Origin of the sequence: Streptomyces sp. Tu 2975 (assembly GCF_009832925.1) — a bacterium.
Taxonomy (GTDB): Bacteria; Actinomycetota; Actinomycetes; order Streptomycetales; family Streptomycetaceae; genus Streptomyces.
Genome location: NZ_CP047140.1, coordinates 1,497,786 through 1,517,651, shown reverse-complemented (window position 1 = coordinate 1,517,651; position 19,866 = coordinate 1,497,786). Strand labels below are relative to the sequence as shown.

The following is a 19,866-nucleotide window of genomic DNA, read 5'->3' as shown; positions in this document are numbered from 1 at the left end:
CGAGACCCTTCCCCGCAGTCCTACGAATGCGAGCAGTCGCTGGGCGTTCCGGCACACTTCCACGGGCTCGGCACCGAATTCCAGTCGGAACTGGCCGAGCAGCCACAATCGAGGGGGAGGGGATGCCAGTTTGATCGCCTCGCTCAACAGTTCCTTGTGCGACCGCCACCCTGTTCCCCAGGGAGCCTGTCGTTTTCAGTTTCCGGCTGCCGACCGAGCGGTGCAAGTGGCGAAGCCCTACCCGCGCCCGAACGGTTTCCGACTGCGCCTATCTGCTCTCCGGTCCTTTGGCTCGTACGCGTTTCTCTTCCTTTTCCCTTTCGGCGTCCCCGAGGTTACTGCCCGGCGCCTTGACGTTGTCGATCAGGTGCTGGCCCTGCCGGTCGACGGCGCGAGTGACGGACTCTTGCAGGACTCCGAAGGCGAAGGCCCACGCACACACCTGTGTCGCCGTATCGAGATTGGTCAGGCCGGGAAGGAACTCGCCACTCATCAGGAGTATCCCCGCCACTGCCGTCAGCGCTCCGACGGGGAGCCGGAGGATTATCAGTCCTGTTGCCACATGGTAGGGCCCGGACGTGCCTCTGACTCCCTTCAGCGACACGGCCCCCGCTACGGCTGCCGCAAACAGTCCGATGAACTCGAGAAAGAAGATGTTTGCCGCCTTCGGTGTCTCTCCCAAAGGGCAGACCCTGGTCATGCTTTGCTCGCCCTGCGTCCCCTCCATGTTCGTGAAGCACACTCGCTCGGCGACATCCGGGGCGAGGGCCCCCCATATGCCCAGGGAAACGGCTATCAGCCAGAGAGCTCCTGCGGCCATGACGACTATCTGAGTAAAGCTCCGGACTCGTGCTCTCTCTGCTTCTTCCGCCTGGTAGGCGGCGTGCAGCGTGAGGGCCGCCAGTTCCCTGTCGTCCGGGCCCAGCGTTTTCTGCTGCCGGCTGAAGCCGAGTACTTTTCGCCGAGGACTGTGCAGCGCGTCGCTGAGCTGCTGCAGGAGTACGTCGTCATGTGTGAGGTGCAGCCTGGCGTGCGAGAGGGCATACAGGCCTTTCTCGTGAAGCTCGGCTTCCGGGGCTATCCTGAGCAGAGCCACTTCTGCTTCGTGCACATTCGCCAGAGCCCTGTCCGCCGATGCGCCCAAAATGCGTTGCCACCAGGAACAGTCCCGCAACGTATTCCGAGCCGCGGCAAGATGGGCATTCGCTGTGGCCACGGTCCTGGCATCCACGGGAGATACCTGACCCCCGGCCTTTCGTCGTTCTTCGAACTTGTTCAGCTGACCTTGGAGATGTGCCACGTGAGCATTTGCGCGCTGATACCAGGAGGATCCCTTGACCGTAACGTCGGGCTCTGTATCACCTCTGCCACCCATCATGGGCCCGCCCTCCTCGGCAGATAACTCAACTTCAGTGAACTCCTGCGGGGTTTGACGAGCAACTCAGGCAGCCGACCGTGCGATGCGGCGCCGGTGGACCGGGCATGAGTCGGAATCAGGGACCGAGTTGCAGGTAGCCCGGGACGGACAGACGCTGAGAACCGATTTCCCGGAACTCCGCGGTCCGAGAGGCAGGCGCCATGCATCAGATCGTTCGCGACCATTGGATTGCATTCAACAATCCCCTCGAAGGCCGAGTCGACTTCATGTACCTCGACCAGAAGGGATGGGTGAGCACCGGGATCGGCAACAAGATCGATCAGACCGCCGCGGCCAACTCTCCCCCGACTCAGGCAGAGCGGTCCGCTTCTCTGGCTCTGGCCACCGAATTGCGATGGCTGGACAGCAGCGGTGCCCCGGCCTCGGTGGACCTCGTCGCCGCGGATTGGGACAAGGTGAAGGCGCATCTCGATCTCGCCCCGCAGGGACACAGAGCTTTCGAGCCTCCGTTCACCTCGTTGCATGTGGGGGACGACGAGATCGACCGCCATGTGTTCGCCAAGCTGGATCAGATGGAGTCGTTCCTCACGCAGCGCCCCGAGTTCGCCGAATTCACCTCGTGGCCGGCCAACGCACAGCTCGCGACCATGAGCATGTGCTGGGCGCTGGGACCGGCGTTCAGGTTCCCCAAGCTCCAGGGCCACGTGGCCCTGCGGGACTGGAACGGCGCGGCCGACGAATGCCATTTCACCCCGGACGAAGGGACCATCAAGATCCGGAACAAACTCGACCGGGCGCACTTCCTGCTGGCCCGGACCGTCGACGATCGGGGCCTTCCTGCCGATCGACTGGCGCTCGATCTGTCGGACGTGTTCGGCGTGCAGGGCGCTTTGCTCGCCCTCGGATACGACCCGGGGCCCCAGGACGGCGCGGACGGGCCCCGCACTCAGGGGGCGGTCCACACGTTCCAGGGTGACACCGGCCTCGCCCAGAACGGATCGTCCACCGATCCGGCGACCCTCGCCGCGCTGAGCTCCCGGCTCTCCGGGTCGGGCTTCACCGTGCTGGGGGTGTGACCGGCGAAGTCCGCGGCCGCGGGGGTCGGCCGGAAGTCCGGGTACGGCCCCCGAGTTCTTCACTTGGTGCCGGCTGCCGCGACGCCCAGGCGGTCGGCGATCCGACGGCGTACTGCCGCCATCTCGATCCCTCGGGGATCGACCTTGCCCGGCTGCCATTCCAGATGACCTATCACGCTGCGCTCGCTCCAGCCGTGCGCCCGGCAGATGGCGGCGGCCGCCTTCTCGATCGCCTCCACCTGGACCTGCGGCCAGGGGTCCCGGCCGTCGCCGAGGTTCACGCACTCGAAGCCGTAGAAGTGAGCGTTCCCGTCGGCCTGGGCCTGGTTGTCCGGAGGCAGCGAGACCTCGTCGATCACCGCCCGCAGGACGTCAGGATCACCCTTCCCCGCGTGGTTGGCACGGCCGTTGCCGACCATGTGGATCGTGCCGTCCTTCGCGATGACTCCATGGCACAACGGGCCTGGCAGTGCGGAGTGCCCGTTGTAGCAGAGCTCCACGCTGCTCTTGGTGCCTGAAGTGACCGTGTGGTGGATCATCACCCCGTGCAGAGGGCCCCAGGCGCCCTTGTGGTTGCGGTTGTGTGTTCGCCATGACCGGTGTTCGACGACGGTGAGCCCTTCGGCGCGCAACGCGGCAAGCAACCGGTCCGGTGTCAGTGGAATGGCCATGATTCTCCTCGCGGGAACTCGAATCGGCTCCTGTATCGAGTCCGAGGAGCCGTGAAGTCCCGACGTGTAGGGCGGCCGACCGATGGCCGGGGCCGTGGAATTCCGAACGGCGCGACCGGTCACCTTCGGTAAAGTGACGAACTTCGTGGTGTCGTCAGACGTCCGAAGTCGTGCGGACCAACTCGTATTCCACTGTAGACCGGTGCCGAGCGGACGGACCACCCCTCCTTTCGCTCTCCATTCGGTCCGGTCGTTGAATGCGCAGCCATTCAGGCCCGGTTCGTTGAACGCGAACCGATGGTCGGGGCACTCCATCCGCACAACTCCGGTAGTCGGCCCCGTTGATCGCGCTTAAACTGAAGGCGGTATCGCCGTCCCCGGGCAGCCCTGGAAGGGACGAGAACGGCAGGCGCAGCGCCTTGCCGTGCGCACGCAGGGATCGGTGATGACGGTTCACGGATCAACCGTGTCGTCCACGATCCGTACTGCGGTTTCCCACGAGATTCCGCGTGTGCGCGTGGAACCGGACAACAGGACCGGCTTCTGTTCGCCTGACCCATCGCGCCGCGGATCCGGAGTTCGCACGGCGGAACGAGTTGGAGGCGGAAGTGACTGCCATAGACGAGAAGTGGGGGCAGATCCAGTGGATCGGCGCCCCGTTCGACGCCGGCGCGGGAAGCGGTGAGGGATCGAACCCCGACGGGCGGGGCACCTCGCGTGACTTCGTCCACGGGTCGATCTACTGGTCACCGGAGAGCGGCGCGCACGAAGTGCACGGGGACATCCGGATCAAGTACGCCCAGGTCCGGGGATCCGGCGGGTTTCTCGGGTATCCGGTGACGGACGAGTTGGGGTGCCCCGACGGAAAAGGCCGGTTCAACCACTTCCAGGGCGGCTCGATCTACTGGACCCCGTCGACGGGCGCGCACGAGGTGCACGGAGCCATTCGCGACCTCTGGGAGAGCATGGGCTGGGAGACCAGCTTCCTCGGCTACCCGGCGACCGACGAGATCGGTACGGGCGACAGCCGCTCGAGCCGCTTCCAGCACGGCCACATCAGCTGGTCGCCCGCACAGGGCGCGGTGGCGCACCGCAGCACTCTCATCGACTGATCGACTGATCGACTGATCGACTGATCGGCGGCGAGGAGCGAGACGGGTGGCATCCGGGCAGCAGGTGCCACCCAGGGACAGCGAGGTTCCCATGCCCGACGAGACCAGGCTCCCGATCGTGTACGTCCGGGGATTCGCCGGTGACACCGAAGGGATAGACAAAACCGTCAAGGACCCGTTCTACGGCTTCAACGAGGGCTCCACCCATGTCCGGGTCGGAGCGCGAAACGTACCGAGCTTCCACCAGTTCGAAAGCCCGTTGCTACGGCTCATCCTCGACGAGAACTACAAGATTCTGGTCGAGGGCGGACAGGATGCCTATCTGGACAGCCATGAAAGCATCCCCTCCAATTCGATCTGGATCCTGCGTTTCTACGACGTCTCCGCCACCACATGGGGCGCCGAGCCGAAGAAATTCCGGATCGAGGATGCCGCCGCGGACCTTCTGATTTTGATCGACAAGCTGCGCGAGAAGTCCGGTGCGACGCACGTCCACCTGGTCGCCCACTCCATGGGCGGGCTCATCTGCCGCTGCCTCCTGCAGAAGGTGCTCCCCGACGCCGGCCGTGACCCGGCCGACTGCGTGGACAAGGTCTTCACGTACGGGTCGCCGCACGGAGGCATCACCTTCGACGCCGGGTTCGGCCTTTTCGAGAGGGTGCGGGACGCGACAGGCCTCAACGGTGCCGAGGTGTTCGGGCCGGAGCGCATGTACGAGTACCTGACCCCGACGGCGGACCACGATCCGCAGGGACGCCCACCGGACTGGCGCGCACGGAACATGCCGGAACGCGACAGTGCGCACCCGAAGGTGTTTCCTCGCTCGCGGATCTTCTGCCTGGTCGGCACCAACCCGAAGGACTACGACGTCGCCTTCGGCCTCTCCTCCGCCGCCGTCGGCGCGCACAGCGACGGGTTGGTGCAGATCGAGAACGCCTATGTGCCCGGCGCGCACAGGGCGTTCGTGCACCGCAGCCACAGCGGCCGCTACGGCCTTGTGAACTCGGAGGAGGGCTACCAGAACCTACGGCGGTTCCTCTTCGGTGACCGCAAGGTCGAGGCCACGCTCGCCGACTGCCGACCTCCGTCGACCGAGGGGACCACCTGGCAGGCCGAGGTCCGGTTCTCCGTACGAGGTCTGCCGATCGTCATGCACGAGCAGACGGCCGAGCACTGGTGCCCTGTGCAACTGCCGTCGTCGGGCGACCCGGCGGACGTGCCGCTGACCACCGCCTTCCTGTGCAGCGGCCTCCGCCCGCACGGCAGCGACACGACCATGCGCTACGCGCTGCAACTGCGCATCCTGTCGCTGCGGGAACAGAGCGGGTTCCTGAGCTTCGGCGACCACCTCGAGCAGACCGCCGACTTCGACGACACGCTCGTGGTCGACATCGGTGAGGGCACATGGGCGGCATGGAACTCCCTCATCCCGGGCACCATCCGGAGCCATGAGCCCAGCGGCACTTCACTGCAGGACGAGGACGCGCGCGCGGGGACGTGGGTGGCGAACATCCCACTGCCCGCCTCCGCGCAACCGATCCTCGGCGAGCAGGCTCGGATCCGGCTGACGGTCACCCGATGGACCTGACGGCGCGGCCGGGACGCGGACACAGGAACGGCGGACACCGGAACGGCGGAGACAAGCAAGCGGCCCGAAGGACTCCTTCGTCGCGACGGCTCAGCGAAGCAGCGCTCCGCGCAGGGTGATGCCGTGCCGCGTGCGCAGTCGCCGCAGCTCCCACAACGCCACGAGGGTGACGGACAGGGGGGCTCCCAGGGTGAAGGCCATCCGCACCCAGAACGGCACGCTGTCGTAGGCGCCCCGGAACAGGTCGAAGAGGGCGACCTCCCACACGAGCAGCGTCGCGAGCAGCGGCGGAACCGTCTCGTGGAGGTCCGCGGTCCGGAAGACGTGCACGAGCGACTGCGCGATGCCGTAGAGACCGAAGGGGGCGAGCCACAACGCGAAGGCACCGAGGGCGAACAGAAGCACCACACGCCCTGCGGAAGCCGTCCAGTTCGTCTCCTCGGTCACGTAGCCGAGCCCCGTGATCAGCCTCGGCACGGCGATTGTGACGACCAGTGCGAGCAGAGCCCCGGCGGGCTTGCCCACGCGGCGCAGGAACACACGCCGGTTGGGCGGGCGGGCCGCCGCGATGAAGACGGCGACGGCGACGGGGAAGGTCACCCCCAGCACGATGAGGGTGGTACGGATCTGGGCGAAGCGGTCGTCCACCACGGCGTCGGCGTCGGAGGCCAGCCCGTAGGACAGCAGCATCCACGTGATGGCGACCAGGCCGACGATCGTCCGGACGACCTGGACCCTCTTCACCATCGGATCGTGCACCCGGTCCGGCCGGGACGGCGTGAACACCGCGCGCCCCACGGCGATCGGGTTGAAGAGTCGCCCGAAGGTCAGCCGGCGCGCCGGGGCAGGCGGCCACGGGCCCGGCGGCGGTAGGGGTGGACCGCCCGGCCCCGGCGGTCGCCCGCCGCCGTACGGGTTCCACGGCGCCCCGGCGCCGCCGCTTCCGCTCATCCCCGTGTCCTTTGCGTCGCCGTGCCAAGAGGTCACCAGGAGACTAGGCAATCGGGGCGCGCGAAACCATCTTGGTCCCGCTGCAGTTGCGCTGCAGTCGTGTGCCGACAGCGTCCGGGCCGGACAGGGGGAGGGCTGTATTCACGGATCTGGTCGAGGGATGTGACGGCCGGGCCGACGGGCGAGTGCCGGTGCCGGCTGTCAGTCTGAGGTGCAACCTGATCTGCGAAAGGGAAATCGTCGTGATCACCACTGACTTCGTCCCCGGCTCTCCCTGTTGGCTGGACCTGGGAGCCACCGACGTCCCGGCCGCCGCCGCCTTCTACGGCGCGGTACTGGGGTGGGACTACGAGTCCATGGGGGAGGGGGAGGACATGGAAGGCGGGATGTTCCGGAAGAACGGCAAAATCGTCGCCGGGCTCGGCAAGCTTACCGAGAAGGGCGCACGTCCGGCTTGGATGATCTACTACTGCGTCGCCGACGCGGATGCCACGACCCAGGCCGTGGAGAGCGCGGGCGGCACGGTGCGGGTGCCACCGAGGGACCTCGACGAGTGGGGCCGGATGGCGCAGTTCACCGACCCGCTGGGGGGCCAGTTCGCCGTCTGGCAGCCCGGTCGGAACAAGGGCGTCGAGCTTGTGGACCAGCCGGGCTCGCTCTCCTGGACCGAGCTGTACACGAGCGACGTCGCTGCTGCGAAGGAGTTCTACGGCCGGGTCTTCGGCTGGCAGTTCAGTGACATGGACCTGCCCGGCGGCGGGGGCACGTACTCCCTCATCACTCCTGCCGGGCTTTCCGAGGATCGCATGCACGGTGGCCTCATGGAGCTCGGTAAGGAGGACCTCGCTCTGGCGAACGGGCAGCCGTACTGGCACCCGGTCTTCGCCGTCGCCGACTGCGATGCCGCGGTCGCCCAGGTCGACGAGAAGGGCGGCAGCGTGCAGATGGGGCCGGAGGACGCGGAGGGCGTCGGTCGACTTGCGGTCTGCCTCGACCCGTCGAACGCGGACTTCGTCGTGCTCACCCCGACCGAGAGCTGAACGCCGGAAGGCCGGCCCGGCGGCCCTCCGCGCCGACGGGACCTCCATGGTCCGAATGGGTCCCGGCGGTCGCCGGGTGGCTGTCGAGTCGTCCGTCGCTCGAGGTGTCAACGCGCTCAGGGGGATTGGTGCGATCGGCATGGTGACCAGCTCGCTGCCGGCGAGCTGGTCAGCAGTGCGCGGATGCCGATCGGGCCGTCCGTCAGGGCCTCTCGGCCGGGATGCGGGTCGGGATCGTCGGGAGCACCACATGCTCCGCCATCGCTGCCGGAACGCGGCCGGAGCGTGCGATCTCGAGAAGATTCGGCAGCTCGTAGTCCTGTGCCGCGTCGAGGTCGACCGTGTATCCGAGGTCGCCCAGGCTCGCCACCGTCAGCCGGCTCAAGGGGTTGCTGTTGCCGTCGATGTTCGGCGACATCAGCTCGTCGTCGAAGACGCTCTCACGCCAGTGGCCGCCCGCGCTCCCGGGGCCGCCGACATTGGCGACCGGCACCGGGGCGGGCCCTTCTCCGGTGAGCGTGCCGAACTCCTTCATGGCGCCCGGTCCGACGAAGGTCGGGTCGTGGCCGGGGAAGTCCTTCAGGAAGCCGAAGTCGTCCCAGACGGTCCCGATTCCCAGGACGTGCCCCATCTCGTGCGTGATGACGTCGAGGAGCGAGCCCTCATCTTCCATCTGGGCCAGGTCGGCGCTGTCGAACATCATGCGCCCCTTCACGGGAAGTCCCGCTCCACTGGCCGCGTCCTCCCTCCGGAACCGCGTCGGGCCGGCCTGTCCGAGGACGTTGGGAACGTTGTTGACACCGTCGATCGGCACGCCTTCGGCGTCGATCAACAGATCGTCGATCACGACCCTACCGGTGAGATCGTTGATGACGGCGGTCTCCAGGTCTCCCACGATGACGCGCGCCCAGCGGTCCGCGGCCTCGGCGAAAACGCTCTTCTGGCTGCCCGTGAGTCCTCCGAGGAACCGCACCTCGATCTGGAACGGAGACGTGGTCGCGGCGAGTTCTACGGCGCGGCCGCTGTCGGCGACTGCCCTGTACGTTTCGAAGGGGTCATTGATGTGCCTGCCCATGGCTACTGCTCCCATCACTCGCGGCCGGCTTTGTGCCCCCTGAACAACACTAAACTGATGCAGAGTTGTAGGCGATGCAACCAATGTCGTTGAATATTCCTCTGTTTTCCGCACTGCGCATGGCATTACATGTCCGGGGCCCGGTCGTATCCTGGACATGCACGACAGAGCGGGAAGCCCAGGCCGGTCGCTTCGGGTTCAACCACCGCTGGATCCGCATGATTTCGGTACGGCTTCTCACGCCTGAACTCCATGCGTGAAGGGAGCCTTCCATGGCTGCCAAGAATCGTGCGTCCGCCGGTCCCGGCCCCTCCCCGAGCGGCCAGGACAAGCTGATCAGCGGCCTCAAGCAGTTCATCCGTACCCGGGGACCGGGCTTCCTCAGCGACCCGAATGTTTCCTCGATCGGTATCGGATACAAGGAGAAGAACGGGAAACGGGGCAAGGAACTTGCCCTTCAGTTCACGGTCGACACAAAGGCCCGGCCGGAAGAGCTGGACGAACTGAAGACAGCCGAGATCCCCACGGCCATCGACATAGGTGACGGCGTCACGGTGCCCACCGATGTCGTCCAGCGCTCGTACAAGCCGCACTTCCTCGTGGTGGCCGAGGGCGAGACGCCGCAGCGGCAGAAGCGCGTCAATCCGGTCCGTCCCGGGGTGAGCGTCGGCAACGTCAAGGTGAGCGCCGGCACCTTCGGGTGCGTCGCCTTCGACAGGAACGACGGCTCACCCTGCCTGCTGAGCAATTGGCACGTGTTGAACGGCCGTAAGGGCGAGCTCGGCGACGTGGTCGTGCAGCCCGGCAAGGCCGACGACAGCCGCATCGCGATGAACCGTCTCGGCAGGCTCAAGCGTGCCCACCTCGGCAGGGTCGGCGACTGCGCCGTGTCGACGGTCACCGATCGGGATTTCGCCGGAGACATCCTCGACCTCGATGTCACGCCGACGAAGCTGGGCGAACCGCAGATCGACGACAAGGTCGTCAAGAGCGGCCGCACCACCGGGGTCACGCACGGCCTGGTGACCAGGCCCTTCGCACTCGTCGGCATCAACTACGGCGGGTCGGTCGGAGTACGCGAGATCGAATGCTTCGAGATAGGCCCCGACCCCAAGCATCCGGCGGACGGCGACGAGATCAGCCTGCCCGGCGACTCCGGATCGGTCTGGATGTTCACGACCCGCTCCGGCAGGCCCACGGACGTCATGGCCGGTCTGCACTTCGGTGGTGAGGGGGACGAGGATCCCGAGGACCGGGCTCTGGCCTGTCTCCCGCAGGCGGTCTTCGACGAACTGAAGATCACCCTCGCACCACCGGACCCCGAATCGCTGGAGGCCCTGACCGGGTACGACCCGGGCTTCCTCGCGGTACCGATCGGAACCCCGCAGCTCAATCCGTCGATCAAGGAGGACGCCGTCCGGATCGACGGGTCCGAGGTGATCCCTTACACGCACTTCTCGCTGGCCCTCAGCACGTCGCGGCGCTTCGCCGTCTGGGTGGCCTGGAACATCGACGGCGGCACCCTCAAGAAGCTCGACCGGAAGGGCATCGACTTCGTCAAGGACCCGCGCCTTCCGGCCGCCGCCCAGGTCAGCAACGAGCTGTACAAGGGCCGCAACAACCGGCTCGACCGCGGCCACATCGCGCGCCGCGCCGACGTGGTGTGGGGCTCGCTGCCCGAGGCGAAGAAGGCGAACAAGGACTCGTTCTTCTACACCAACATCACTCCGCAGATGGACGACTTCAATCAGAGCGGGCGGAACGGCATCTGGGGCCACCTCGAGGACGCGGTCTTCGAAGACGTCCGTGTCGACGAGCTCAAGGTCAGTGTGTTCGGCGGCCCGATCTTCCACGAGGACGACCGTGTCTTCCGGGGGGTCAAGCTCCCGCGCGAGTTCTGGAAGGTGCTCGTCTTCTCCGAGGGCGGCAAGCTCAAGTGCAAGGCGTTCCTGCTGACGCAAAACCTGGAGGTGCCCGAAGCCCTCGAACTCGACGAGTTCCGGGTGTTCCAGGTCAAGCTGTCCGAGATCCGCACACGGACCCACCTGCGCTTCCCCAACGCGATGACCGCGGCGGACACACTGGTGGTCCCGGAGTCCGTGGAGGACCGGGCCCCGCTGGAGCGTCGGTCCGACATCGACTGGAGCTAGGGCCTCTCGTTCGGATCATGCCGGGGTGCTGACGGTCGGCCCCGGCACGTGCGGGGAGTACATGGACGGGGCCGACGCGGAGCCGGAGGAGGAGCAGGACCAGCAGAGCGTGTGCAACGCCTTCGTCCAGCAGTACCTGCGGGACGTCCGCGACAACCTCCAGGAAGAGGGCAGGAGCGATGAGGCACCTGTTGCCGGTCGAGATCAAGGTCAATATCGAGGGCGACGTGGCAGCGGCGCTGTCGGCCCTCGGTGGGGCGCACGGCAGGATGGCGACGCGTCGTATCTGGTTCGCCGAGGACCAGGACGGCGTCGCCGAGGGCCGGGTGCCGCTCCTGGACAGCGGCGTGATCGTGCGGTTCAGGCTCGGCGCCGGCCGGGACGACCTGACCGTCAAGCTGCGTCCGTGCACCTTGGAGCAGCTGGTCGGCCGGTTCTCCGTCCCGTTCGACGCCGAGCCGTTCGCCTACAAGATCACGGAGGACTGGTCGGGGAGCCGTCGTATGCCGGCCGCTTCTCTGACGCATGATCACCCGCCGGGGGCGCTGTCGGACGCGGTGGAGCCCGGGGCCGATCCCGTAGCGTCGATCGATCCGGTGCAGGACCAGTTCCTGCACGCCTGCGCGCCCGCCGCCCGGCTCGACGGGCTGGTCGCCCTGGGGCCGGTCCGTTCGACGAAGGCCGACGACGTACCGCTCGACGATCTGGAGGTGGACCTGGAGGCGTGGTCGGTCGAGGGTCTGCACTTCCTCGAGAGCTCGATCCGGGTGAAGCCCAAGAACGAGGAGAACGCCGAGGAGTTCGCTGCGCGGGCCGAGCGCAAGCAGCGAAAGCTGGAAGACGCGGTGCGGAGTCGCGGGTTGACCCTCTCCGAGCAGCCCGAGACGAAGACCCGCCGCGTCCTCACCGCCCTGGCGGGTGCCGGGCCGGGCTGAGACGGCGGCCGGCTGCCCGGCTCGGGGGTACTCGCGGCGCGGCGGCGAGCATCCGGTTCTGTTCCCCGGGCTCGGAGCTGTCCACGGACTGAGCCGGACCCGACCTGCTGAAACAGGCTGAGGGCCTTTCCCGTGAAGCCGTAGGGACCGAGCTGCCGCAGACATCTCGGCCGTTCCCCGCGGCCCGCGGTCGGGGCGCCGCCCGGCGGGCGGCGCCCCGACATCGTCGTGTCCGTTGTCAGTCGGCCGGTGTCAGCGCTACCTCGGCGCTGCTCGAGAGGGCGGGCAGGCCGTTCGGGGGCGCGTCCGTGTAGGAGGCGTTGAACACGGCCTTCAGGTTGTCGGCACCAGCGTGTCCGCCGTCCACGAAGGTCTCGAACGATCCGCTGCAGCCGTTGCTGGTGGAGAGCGGATGTCCGTGACTGTCGTGACCGAGGATGAACGAGACGGTCACCTTTGAGCAGTCCACAGGCTGATCGTCCGTCACATTGACCTTCCACGTGACCGTGTCACCCCAGTGGAACGCCGTGCCGCCGTGCGGCGCAGGGTCGGTCGTCAGGGAGACGATCGGCGCCTTGTTGCCCACGACCACGGGCACCGAGGCCGCGGCCGAGCGGCCTGTGCTGTCGGTGATCTTCAGCGTGGCGTCGAAGACGGCGTTCCTGGTGAACGTGTGCTTCGGGTCCGGCTCGGTGGAGTCCACGGTGCCGTCGGCGTCGAAGTCCCACGCGTAGCTGAGGGCGTCACCATCGGCGTCCGTGGTGCCGGCGCTGGAGAACTGGACGGTCAGCGGGTTGGTGCCGTTGGTCACGTCGGCGGCGACCTTGGGCTCCGGGGTCCGGTTGCCCCTGGTGTAGTCGATGCGGGCGAGCTGGGCCTCGGGGAGTTCGGCGAAGTAGCCGGTGCCGTACTCGAGGACGTAGAGCGCGCCGTCCGGGCCGAACTCGGCATCGATCGGGCCGTCGGTGGCTATCGACGGGATCGCGTCCTCGATCTTCTCGACCTGGTTCTTCCTGCCGAGAGTGATGGCCTTCATCTGGTCCCGGGTCCACTCGTAGAAGAGAGGCTTGCCGTCGAAGTGGGCGGGCCAGCGGTTCTCCGCGGTATTCCGGCGGTCGTAGCGGTAAGCCGGACCGCCCATCGGGCCGATGCCACCCGTGCCGAGCTCCGGGAACTCCTCGGAGGCGCCGTAGCCGTACACGATCTCCGCGTCGGTCACCGGCGGCAGCTCGCGAAGGCCTGTGTTGTGGGCCGAGTCGTTGACCGGCTTGGCGCAGTCGAACGGGCCGGCGGACTTCTTCGTGGCGAAGTCGTAGTCCTGGTAAGGCATGTCCTGCGTGACGCAGAACGGCCAGCCGTAGTTCGCCGGACGGTCGATGACCATCCAGCGGCCCTGCCCGGAAGGCCCGCGGTCGGGATCCGCCTTGCCGGCGTCGGGCGAGTAGTCGCCGAGGTAGACCTCGCCGGTCCTGTCGTCGACGGCGAAGCGGAACGGGTTGCGCAGACCCATGGCGTAGATCTCGGGACGGGTCTTCGGCGTGCCCGGCTCGAAGAGGTTCCCGTCCGGGACGGTGTAGCCCCCGTTCTTCTTCACCTTGATGCGCAGGACCTTGCCGCGCAGGTCGTTGCTGTTGCCCGAGGTGCGGCGGGCGTCGTAGGCCGGGTTGCGGCGGGGGCTGTCGTCGATGGGGCTGTAGCCGTCGGAGGAGAACGGGTTGGTGTCGTCGCCGGTCGACAGGAACAGGTTGCCCCTGTGGTCGAAGTCGATCTTGCCGCCGACATGGCAGCAGGTGCCGCGGTCCGCGGGGACGTCGAGGATCTTCTGCTCGCTGGTGAAGTCGAGCTGGTTCCCCTTGAGCTTGAAGCGGGAGAGGCGTGTGAAGCCTTTGTACTCGGCGAAGTCCTCGGCCGTGCCCGCCTGCGGCGCGTCACCCTCGTTGACGCCCGGGGTGGCCGGGTCGTCCATGGGGTGTCCAGGCGGGGCGAGTAGTAGAGGTAGACCCACTTGTTCTTGCTGAAGTCGGGGTCGACCGCGATGCCCTGCACGCCCTCCTCGTCATGCTGGTAGAGACCCGAAGGGCTCTTCTTCAGGTCGGCGGCGAGGAAATTCACTCCGCTCTTCGGATCGTGGATCCGGACCTCGCCCGTGCGAGCGGTGTGCAACACGCGCAGGTCGGGCAGGACGGCGAGGGCCATGGGCTCGCCCGGGCGGTCGTTGAGAGTGACCTTCTGGAAGGCGGAGGTGACCGGCGGGTCCGAATCCGCCTGCACGGTCTGGCCGTTGGCCGTGGGCTGGAACCCGACTGTCAGGGCGAGCGCCCCTGCTCCCATGAGGGTGGCGATCCTTCTCTTGCGCACTCAGAACTCCTTGGTCCTGGACGGCTGCCGCGAGACATGGGACATGCCGCGCGCAGTGCAAGGGGGTTGTCGCCCGTGCACTGTTGAAAACCGGAGCAGACGCTAGGGTCCGGCTTTTGCCTCGTCAAGGACAAAGATTGCTTTCTGTTGGAAGAACTAAGGATGGGTCGAGCGCAACTTCCCTGAATTTGCCTTTATATGAGGATGGTCGGCCCTTGCTGCCCCTCCCCGGGAGGGGTTCTCGGCTGCAGCAAGGTGAGTTGGGGGACGGTGGGTCCGGCACGTCTGAAAGGGGCTCTCACAGTGGTCCGGTTGAGCTCGTACCCGACCGGTTCCGCCGCCGCGAACCTCGAAGTCCGGCCGCCTCCGTGCGCACCGCCGCAGGGTCGCCGGCGGCCTGCATCGTCACGACGCGGCCGTCATCGACGGTGAGCACCCCGAGGCGCGAGGGCAGGCAGCGCTCGGTGGTGGCCGGTCGGCCCGTGGAGCGTGTCACCGGGGCTGCAGGTGGGACGTGGCCCCTCCGAGTACGGCGGCCGACGGACCGTTGACGTGGTGTGTCCCGCCCTGATCTGCTGCCTTGATCGACGTAGAGATCGACGCAGCGATCGCAGATGCCGAGCAGGGGAGCTGAGACGATGACGCCCTCGCACGCACCGGGCCGACCGACTGCCGTGGTCGTACAGAACACCAGGAGCGGCGGTCCCGGCCGGGTCGGGGCCTGGCTGCGCGAGGCGGGAATCCGCCTCCACGTGCTGCGTCCCTACGAGGGTGAGGCACTGCCCCGGACGCTCGACGGCAGGCCGCTCCTCGTGCTCGGCGGCGGCTTCCTGCCGGACGACGACGAGCGCGCGCCCTGGCTCCCGGCAACCCGACGCCTCGTCGCCCAAGCGCTGGACGAGGGCACGCCCGTCCTCGGCATCTGCCTCGGGGGCCAGTTGCTCGCACACGTCGCGGGCGGCGTAGTGCGGGCGCGTCACGGCCGGCCCGAGTTCGGCAGCACACAGATCCGGCTGCGCCCCGAAGCCGCCGACGATCCGCTGCTGTACGGGCTAGGCCCGGCGGTTCCCGCGATCGAGCGGCACGTCGACGCGATCACCGAACTCCCGCCGGAAGCGGTGTGGTTGGCCTCCAGCGAGGCCTGTCCTCACCAGGCGTTCCGGGTCGGCGCGCGAGCCTGGGGTGTGCAGTTCCATCCGGAGGCGGAGGCCGAGCGGATCACCGGTTGGGACCGGGAGGGGCTGGCCCGGCAGGGCTTCGACAGGGACCGGCTGCACGCCCAGGCCGTGGCCGACGAGGGTGCGGCGGTGGCGGGGTGGTCGGTGTTCACACGGCGGTTCGCTCAGGTGTGCGCGAGGCTGCCGTGACCGGCTACGGGGCCGGCGCGGATGAGGCGGCTCGGCGCCTCGTGCTCGGCCGGCTCTCGGGCAGCGGTGTCGCGGAGCGCGTCCTGGCCGGTGGGGCGGGTCACGCCGACGTCAGGAGGTCCGAGAAGTCCCGCAACTACGACGACGGCGACCCCAACAACCGCAGGCACACCGCCGGATACGTCCGCTGCGTACGCTGAACGCAGCGGTGTCCGGTTCTCGCCGGTCCGCGGTAAATGCCTGGACCGAGAACCGTCCCCGACGGGACACTTCCGACTTCCGAACCTCCGGGAGTGTGATGGGGACAACAGATACGCGAGGGCCGACGCCGGGCAGGAGCGCGGTCGTTCTGGCATTGCGCCGCTACGGCCGGGAACTGCTGCGCCTACGACGACTGGCCCTGCCCGCGCTGCTGCTGCCGGCCGTGGGCAACATCGGCATCCGCTACGTCGCCCCCCTGCTGATCGCCAAACTGGCAGGACAGGCTGCCGACGACGGCGGGCTCACCCTCAGCTCGGCGCTGCCGTACGTGCTGGGCTTCGGCGTGACGCTGCTGCTCGCCGAGGCCGTGTGGCGGGTCGGGCAGCACTGCCTGAACCGCGTGGACGCCCTCGGCATGGAGCACCTGTACGTGAGCGGCATGGACGAACTCCTCGCGAAGGACGCGGCATTCTTCCACGACAACTTCGCCGGCTCCCTGACCAAACGGGTGCTGAGCTTCGGCAAGCGCTTCGAGGACTTCGTCGACACGGTGACGTACCGGATCGTGGGCAGTCTCGTCCCCCTGCTGTTCGGTGCCGTGGTGCTGTGGAGCTACGAACCGATGCTCGTCGCCGGCCTTCTTGTGATGATCGTGCTGACCGTGGTGGCCGCGACACCACTGATCCGTCGCCGGCAGAGGCTCGTCAACGACCGTGAGGCGGCGATCGCCCGGGTGTCCGGCCATGTCGCCGACAGCCTCTCGAACATGGAGACCATCCGGGCGTTCGCGGCCGAGCGGCGGGAGGCCGACGAACACCGCAGCCGTGTCGCGGACTCCCGGCGCCTGACGCTGAAGTCGTGGGACTACGGCAATCTTCGCGTCGACACCCTGATCGCCCCCATGTCCGTGCTGACCAATGTGCTGGGCCTGTTGGTCGTCATCGCCTTCGGTGGCCCGGGCCAGGGAGTGGAGGAGGTCGTCGTCGCTTTCACCTACTACTCCAACGCGACCCAGATCATGTTCGAGTTCAACCAGATCTACCGGCGTCTGGAAAGCTCGATGACCGAGGCCGCGCAGTTCACGGAGCTGCTGCTGGATCCGCCCACCGTGCTCGACCCGACGGAACCCGAACCGCTCGCACCGCAGGACACGGGCATCCGCTTCGAGGCGGTGACCTTCGCCCACGCGGGTGCGAAGCCGATCTTCCAAGGCCTTGACCTGGATGTGCCCGCAGGCGCAAGGATCGGTCTGGTCGGCAGGTCCGGCGGCGGCAAGACCACACTCACCCGGCTCCTGCTGCGGATGTCGGACATCGACGCCGGACGTGTCCTGATCGGTGGTCACGACATCAGCCGGCTGCGCCAGACCGACCTGCGCTCACTGATCGCCTACGTCCCGCAGGAACCCGCCATGTTCCACCGCAGCCTGCGGGACAACATCGCCTTCGCCCGGCCCGGTGCCGGCGACGACGAGATCCACGCGGCCGCCGCGGCCGCGCACGTCACGGAGTTCGCCGACCAACTCCCCGACGGCTTCGCCACCCTGGTGGGGGAGCGGGGAGTCAAACTCTCCGGCGGCCAGCGCCAGCGCGTCGCCCTCGCGAGGGCCATCCTGCGCGACGCCCCGGTCCTGCTGCTCGACGAGGCGACCAGCGCGCTGGACTCGGAGAGCGAGCTCCTCGTCCAGGACGCCCTGTGGCGGTTGATGGACGGCCGTACGGCTCTCGTGGTCGCCCACCGTCTGAGCACCGTCGCCGGCATGGACCGTCTCGTCGTCCTCGACCGCGGCAGCGTCGTCGAGCAGGGCACCCACGAGGAACTGCTCGCGGCGAACGGTGCCTACGCCAAGCTGTGGCAGCACCAGTCGGGCGGCTTCCTCGGTGAGACCACCGACTCGGCCCCCGGACGCCCGGTCCCAGGAGCCGGTCCCAACGGGCTGCCCGGACCGGCCGACCCGGTGCCGGACGCACACCACAGGACGTCGTCGCACGCGCGTACGAGCACCGGGTCCACCTGACCGAGACGGCTTCCGGACATCCTCGACCGCAGGCGGCGTCACGCTGAGCGAGGTGTTCACCGACCTGCTGGTTGAGCGCCGGCACCTCCTTCGCCGGCGTGCGCACCAGCCGGGTGCCGGCTTCTGTCCGGGCATGCTGGTGTGCTGCCGTTCGGCGGCCTGCACGGCGGCCTCGGCCAGTCGGTCGGGGCGGACGGCATGGCGGCTGCGCAGCCAGGTCTCCAGCCGCTTGGCGCCGATTCGGCGGACGGTGGCTGGGGCCTGGTAGCCGGTCAGCAAGGTGAGCGGGCCGGTGTTGGTCAGATCCGACGCCCCTTCCAAGCCCGGGAGAACGCCGGTGAGCTGGGCTCGGAGACGGTTGACGGTGCGGGTGCGGTCGGCGGCCAGGTCCATGCGCCGGCCGGTGAGGATCTTGAGGTCGGTGACGGTGTCGTCGCCGGCGTGTAATAAGAGGTGCAGGTCGCGGCGGACGCGGATCTGGTCGGCGATGACGGCAGCGTCCTTGGCGTCCGTCTCGCCCTCGCCGCGGTAGCTCTCGGATGGACCCGACGTGAGATCATCCGATGCCTCGAGCGACATGTCGCCCGAGAGGTCTTCGACCTGGTCGGGACGGTATCCACAGAACCCCGGTCATAGGGGCGTCCGTGAGAGATGAGAGGGTCTGACGGGTGAGCGAGACACCACCGAACACCCTGCAATACCGCGTCGACGGGCCCGAAGACGCACCGATCCTGGTCCTGGGACCCTCCCTCGGTACCACCTGGCACATGTGGGACCGGCAGATCGCCGAGCTCTCCGAGCGGTGGCGAGTGATCCGGTACGACCTGCCCGGCCACGGCGGCGCGCCCGCGTACCCCGCCGCGTCCGTCGGCGACCTCGCGGAGCGGCTGCTCGGCACTCTGGACCAGCTCGGCGTGCAGAGGTTCGGCTACGCCGGCTGCTCGATCGGCGGCGCGGTGGGCATCGAGCTGGCGCTGCGCCACCCGCAGCGCGTGGCGACGCTGGCGCTCGTCGCGGCGTCCCCCCGGTTCGGCACCGCGGACGAGTTCCGCCAGCGTGGTGTCGTCGTCCGCACCAACGGGCTCGACCCGATCGCCCGCAGCGCGCCGGAGCGTTGGTTCACCCCGGCGTTCGCCGCCGCCCAGCCGGCAATCGTCGAGTGGGCCGTCCAGATGGTCCGCACCACCGACCCCGGCTGCTACATCGCCGCCTGCGAGGCGCTCGCCGCGTTCGACGTGCGCGCCGGCCTCGGCCGTATCCAGGTCCCCACTCTCGTCGTGGTCGGCTCCGAGGACCAGGTCACCGGACCCGCGGAGGCACGCACCCTGGTCGCCGGGATACCGGACGCCCGGCTCGCGCTCGTCCCCGGCGCCTCCCACCTGGCCCCGGTCGAGCAGCCCGCCGCCGTCACGGATCTGCTCGCCCACCACTTCGCCACCGCCTGGCACGACACGCTCGCCGCCTTCCCGGCCCCGTCGGCTCCCGTGACCTCGCCGCCCGTCGCGCCGGTCGCCGAGATCGCGCCCGCCGCCACGGAGCAGCCGCAGGCCACCGGGCCTGGCCGGGCCGATCCGTACCAGGCGGGGATGAAGGTGCGCCGTGAGGTGCTCGGCGACGCGCACGTCGACGACGTGCTGGCCGACGGTGACGACTTCACCGGCGACTTCCAGGAGCTGATCACCCGCTTCGCCTGGGGCGAGGTGTGGACCCGTGAGGGCCTGGACAGGCGCATGCGCAGCTGTGTGACGCTGACCGCGCTGGTCGCCGGGGGACATCTGGACGAGCTGGCCTCGCACACCAGGGCCGCGCTGCGCAACGGACTGACCCCTTCGGAGATCAGGGAGATCCTGATCCACACGGCCGTCTACTGCGGCGTCCCCGCGGCGAACTCCGCTTTCCGGGTGGCGCAGGCGGTGATACAGGAGGAGACGACGCCCCGGGCGTAGC

Annotated in this window: 15 protein-coding genes and 3 pseudogenes; 11 read left to right on the top strand and 7 right to left on the bottom strand. The window is 68.2% G+C overall.

Annotated features, from left to right (window positions below; translation table 11 throughout):
• Positions 1-268 precede the first annotated feature (268 nt).
• Complete coding sequence (locus GLX30_RS06605; RefSeq protein ID WP_244258035.1) at positions 269-1,096, bottom strand: hypothetical protein; 828 nt, start codon at positions 1,094-1,096, stop codon at positions 269-271.
• A gap of 572 nt (positions 1,097-1,668) precedes the next feature.
• On the opposite strand from GLX30_RS06605, the gene GLX30_RS34615 reads away from it, so the two are divergent.
• Positions 1,669-2,454 carry a peptidoglycan-binding domain-containing protein gene (locus tag GLX30_RS34615; protein WP_208545379.1) on the top strand — a complete coding sequence of 262 codons (786 nt, stop codon included), beginning with the start codon at positions 1,669-1,671 and terminating at the stop codon, positions 2,452-2,454.
• A gap of 62 nt (positions 2,455-2,516) precedes the next feature.
• Here the strand turns inward: GLX30_RS34615 and GLX30_RS06595 are convergent.
• Positions 2,517-3,125, bottom strand: a pseudogene (locus tag GLX30_RS06595) (N-acetylmuramoyl-L-alanine amidase); the annotation flags it as partial.
• A gap of 608 nt (positions 3,126-3,733) precedes the next feature.
• On the opposite strand from GLX30_RS06595, the gene GLX30_RS06590 reads away from it, so the two are divergent.
• Together GLX30_RS06590 and GLX30_RS06585 are read left to right on the top strand one after the other, a co-directional pair.
• A complete protein-coding gene (locus tag GLX30_RS06590) occupies positions 3,734-4,237 on the top strand; it encodes a hypothetical protein (RefSeq protein ID WP_159684701.1) in 504 nt (167 codons plus the stop codon).
• A gap of 91 nt (positions 4,238-4,328) precedes the next feature.
• Positions 4,329-5,825, top strand: coding sequence for an alpha/beta fold hydrolase (locus GLX30_RS06585; protein ID WP_159684699.1), 1,497 nt, complete (start codon positions 4,329-4,331; stop codon positions 5,823-5,825).
• A gap of 90 nt (positions 5,826-5,915) precedes the next feature.
• Here the strand turns inward: GLX30_RS06585 and GLX30_RS06580 are convergent, their stop codons facing one another.
• The gene (locus tag GLX30_RS06580; protein ID WP_244258034.1) at positions 5,916-6,776 is read right to left on the bottom strand and encodes a hypothetical protein; all 861 of its coding nucleotides are present in this window, start codon (positions 6,774-6,776) and stop codon (positions 5,916-5,918) included.
• Positions 6,777-7,018: 242 nt separating this feature from the next.
• Here GLX30_RS06580 and GLX30_RS06575 point away from each other — a divergent pair, with 242 nt between their 5' ends.
• Positions 7,019-7,816 (top strand): VOC family protein, encoded by a 798-nt coding sequence (locus tag GLX30_RS06575; RefSeq protein WP_159684696.1) that lies wholly within the window; start codon positions 7,019-7,021, stop codon positions 7,814-7,816.
• A 202-nt stretch (positions 7,817-8,018) separates the two neighbouring features.
• Here GLX30_RS06575 and GLX30_RS06570 read toward each other — a convergent pair whose 3' ends face one another.
• Positions 8,019-8,891 carry a leishmanolysin gene (locus GLX30_RS06570; protein WP_244258033.1) on the bottom strand — a complete coding sequence of 291 codons (873 nt, stop codon included), beginning with the start codon at positions 8,889-8,891 and terminating at the stop codon, positions 8,019-8,021.
• Between the two features lie 272 nt (positions 8,892-9,163).
• Between GLX30_RS06570 and GLX30_RS06565 the strand changes: the two genes are divergently transcribed.
• Together GLX30_RS06565 and GLX30_RS06560 are read left to right on the top strand one after the other, a co-directional pair.
• Entirely contained in the window at positions 9,164-11,041 is a 1,878-nt protein-coding gene (locus GLX30_RS06565; RefSeq protein ID WP_159684691.1) for a DNA/RNA non-specific endonuclease, read from the top strand.
• A 179-nt stretch (positions 11,042-11,220) separates the two neighbouring features.
• Positions 11,221-11,976, top strand: coding sequence for a hypothetical protein (locus GLX30_RS06560; protein WP_159684688.1), 756 nt, complete (start codon positions 11,221-11,223; stop codon positions 11,974-11,976).
• Between the two features lie 238 nt (positions 11,977-12,214).
• Here GLX30_RS06560 and GLX30_RS06555 read toward each other — a convergent pair whose 3' ends face one another.
• Positions 12,215-13,942: a PQQ-dependent sugar dehydrogenase gene (locus GLX30_RS06555; protein ID WP_244258032.1), complete on the bottom strand. Its 1,728-nt coding sequence runs from the start codon at positions 13,940-13,942 to the stop codon at positions 12,215-12,217.
• A gap of 71 nt (positions 13,943-14,013) precedes the next feature.
• Positions 14,014-14,172 (bottom strand): annotated as a pseudogene (locus tag GLX30_RS35860) (hypothetical protein); the annotation flags it as partial.
• Between the two features lie 800 nt (positions 14,173-14,972).
• Between GLX30_RS35860 and GLX30_RS06550 the strand changes: the two are divergent.
• The 4 genes from GLX30_RS06550 (at position 14,973) to GLX30_RS35065 (ending at position 18,366) form a co-directional block, all read left to right on the top strand.
• Positions 14,973-15,701 (top strand): type 1 glutamine amidotransferase, encoded by a 729-nt coding sequence (locus tag GLX30_RS06550; RefSeq protein WP_159684685.1) that lies wholly within the window; start codon positions 14,973-14,975, stop codon positions 15,699-15,701.
• Positions 15,698-15,901, top strand: coding sequence for a hypothetical protein (locus tag GLX30_RS06545; RefSeq protein WP_159684683.1), 204 nt, complete (start codon positions 15,698-15,700; stop codon positions 15,899-15,901). Before GLX30_RS06550 ends, GLX30_RS06545 begins: the two co-directional genes overlap by 4 nt.
• Positions 15,902-15,999: 98 nt before the next feature.
• Positions 16,000-17,919 carry an ABC transporter ATP-binding protein gene (locus GLX30_RS06540; protein ID WP_159684681.1) on the top strand — a complete coding sequence of 640 codons (1,920 nt, stop codon included), beginning with the start codon at positions 16,000-16,002 and terminating at the stop codon, positions 17,917-17,919.
• Between the two features lie 141 nt (positions 17,920-18,060).
• The gene (locus tag GLX30_RS35065) at positions 18,061-18,366 is read left to right on the top strand and encodes a hypothetical protein (protein ID WP_244258031.1); all 306 of its coding nucleotides are present in this window, start codon (positions 18,061-18,063) and stop codon (positions 18,364-18,366) included.
• Here the strand turns inward: GLX30_RS35065 and GLX30_RS35060 are convergent.
• Positions 18,304-18,498, bottom strand: a pseudogene (locus GLX30_RS35060) (transposase); the annotation flags it as partial. The gene GLX30_RS35065 and the pseudogene GLX30_RS35060 overlap by 63 nt on opposite strands.
• A gap of 89 nt (positions 18,499-18,587) precedes the next feature.
• On the opposite strand from GLX30_RS35060, the gene pcaC reads away from it, so the two are divergent.
• The gene (pcaC, locus tag GLX30_RS06530) at positions 18,588-19,865 is read left to right on the top strand and encodes a 4-carboxymuconolactone decarboxylase (protein ID WP_159684679.1); all 1,278 of its coding nucleotides are present in this window, start codon (positions 18,588-18,590) and stop codon (positions 19,863-19,865) included.
• Position 19,866: the final 1 nt, after the last annotated feature.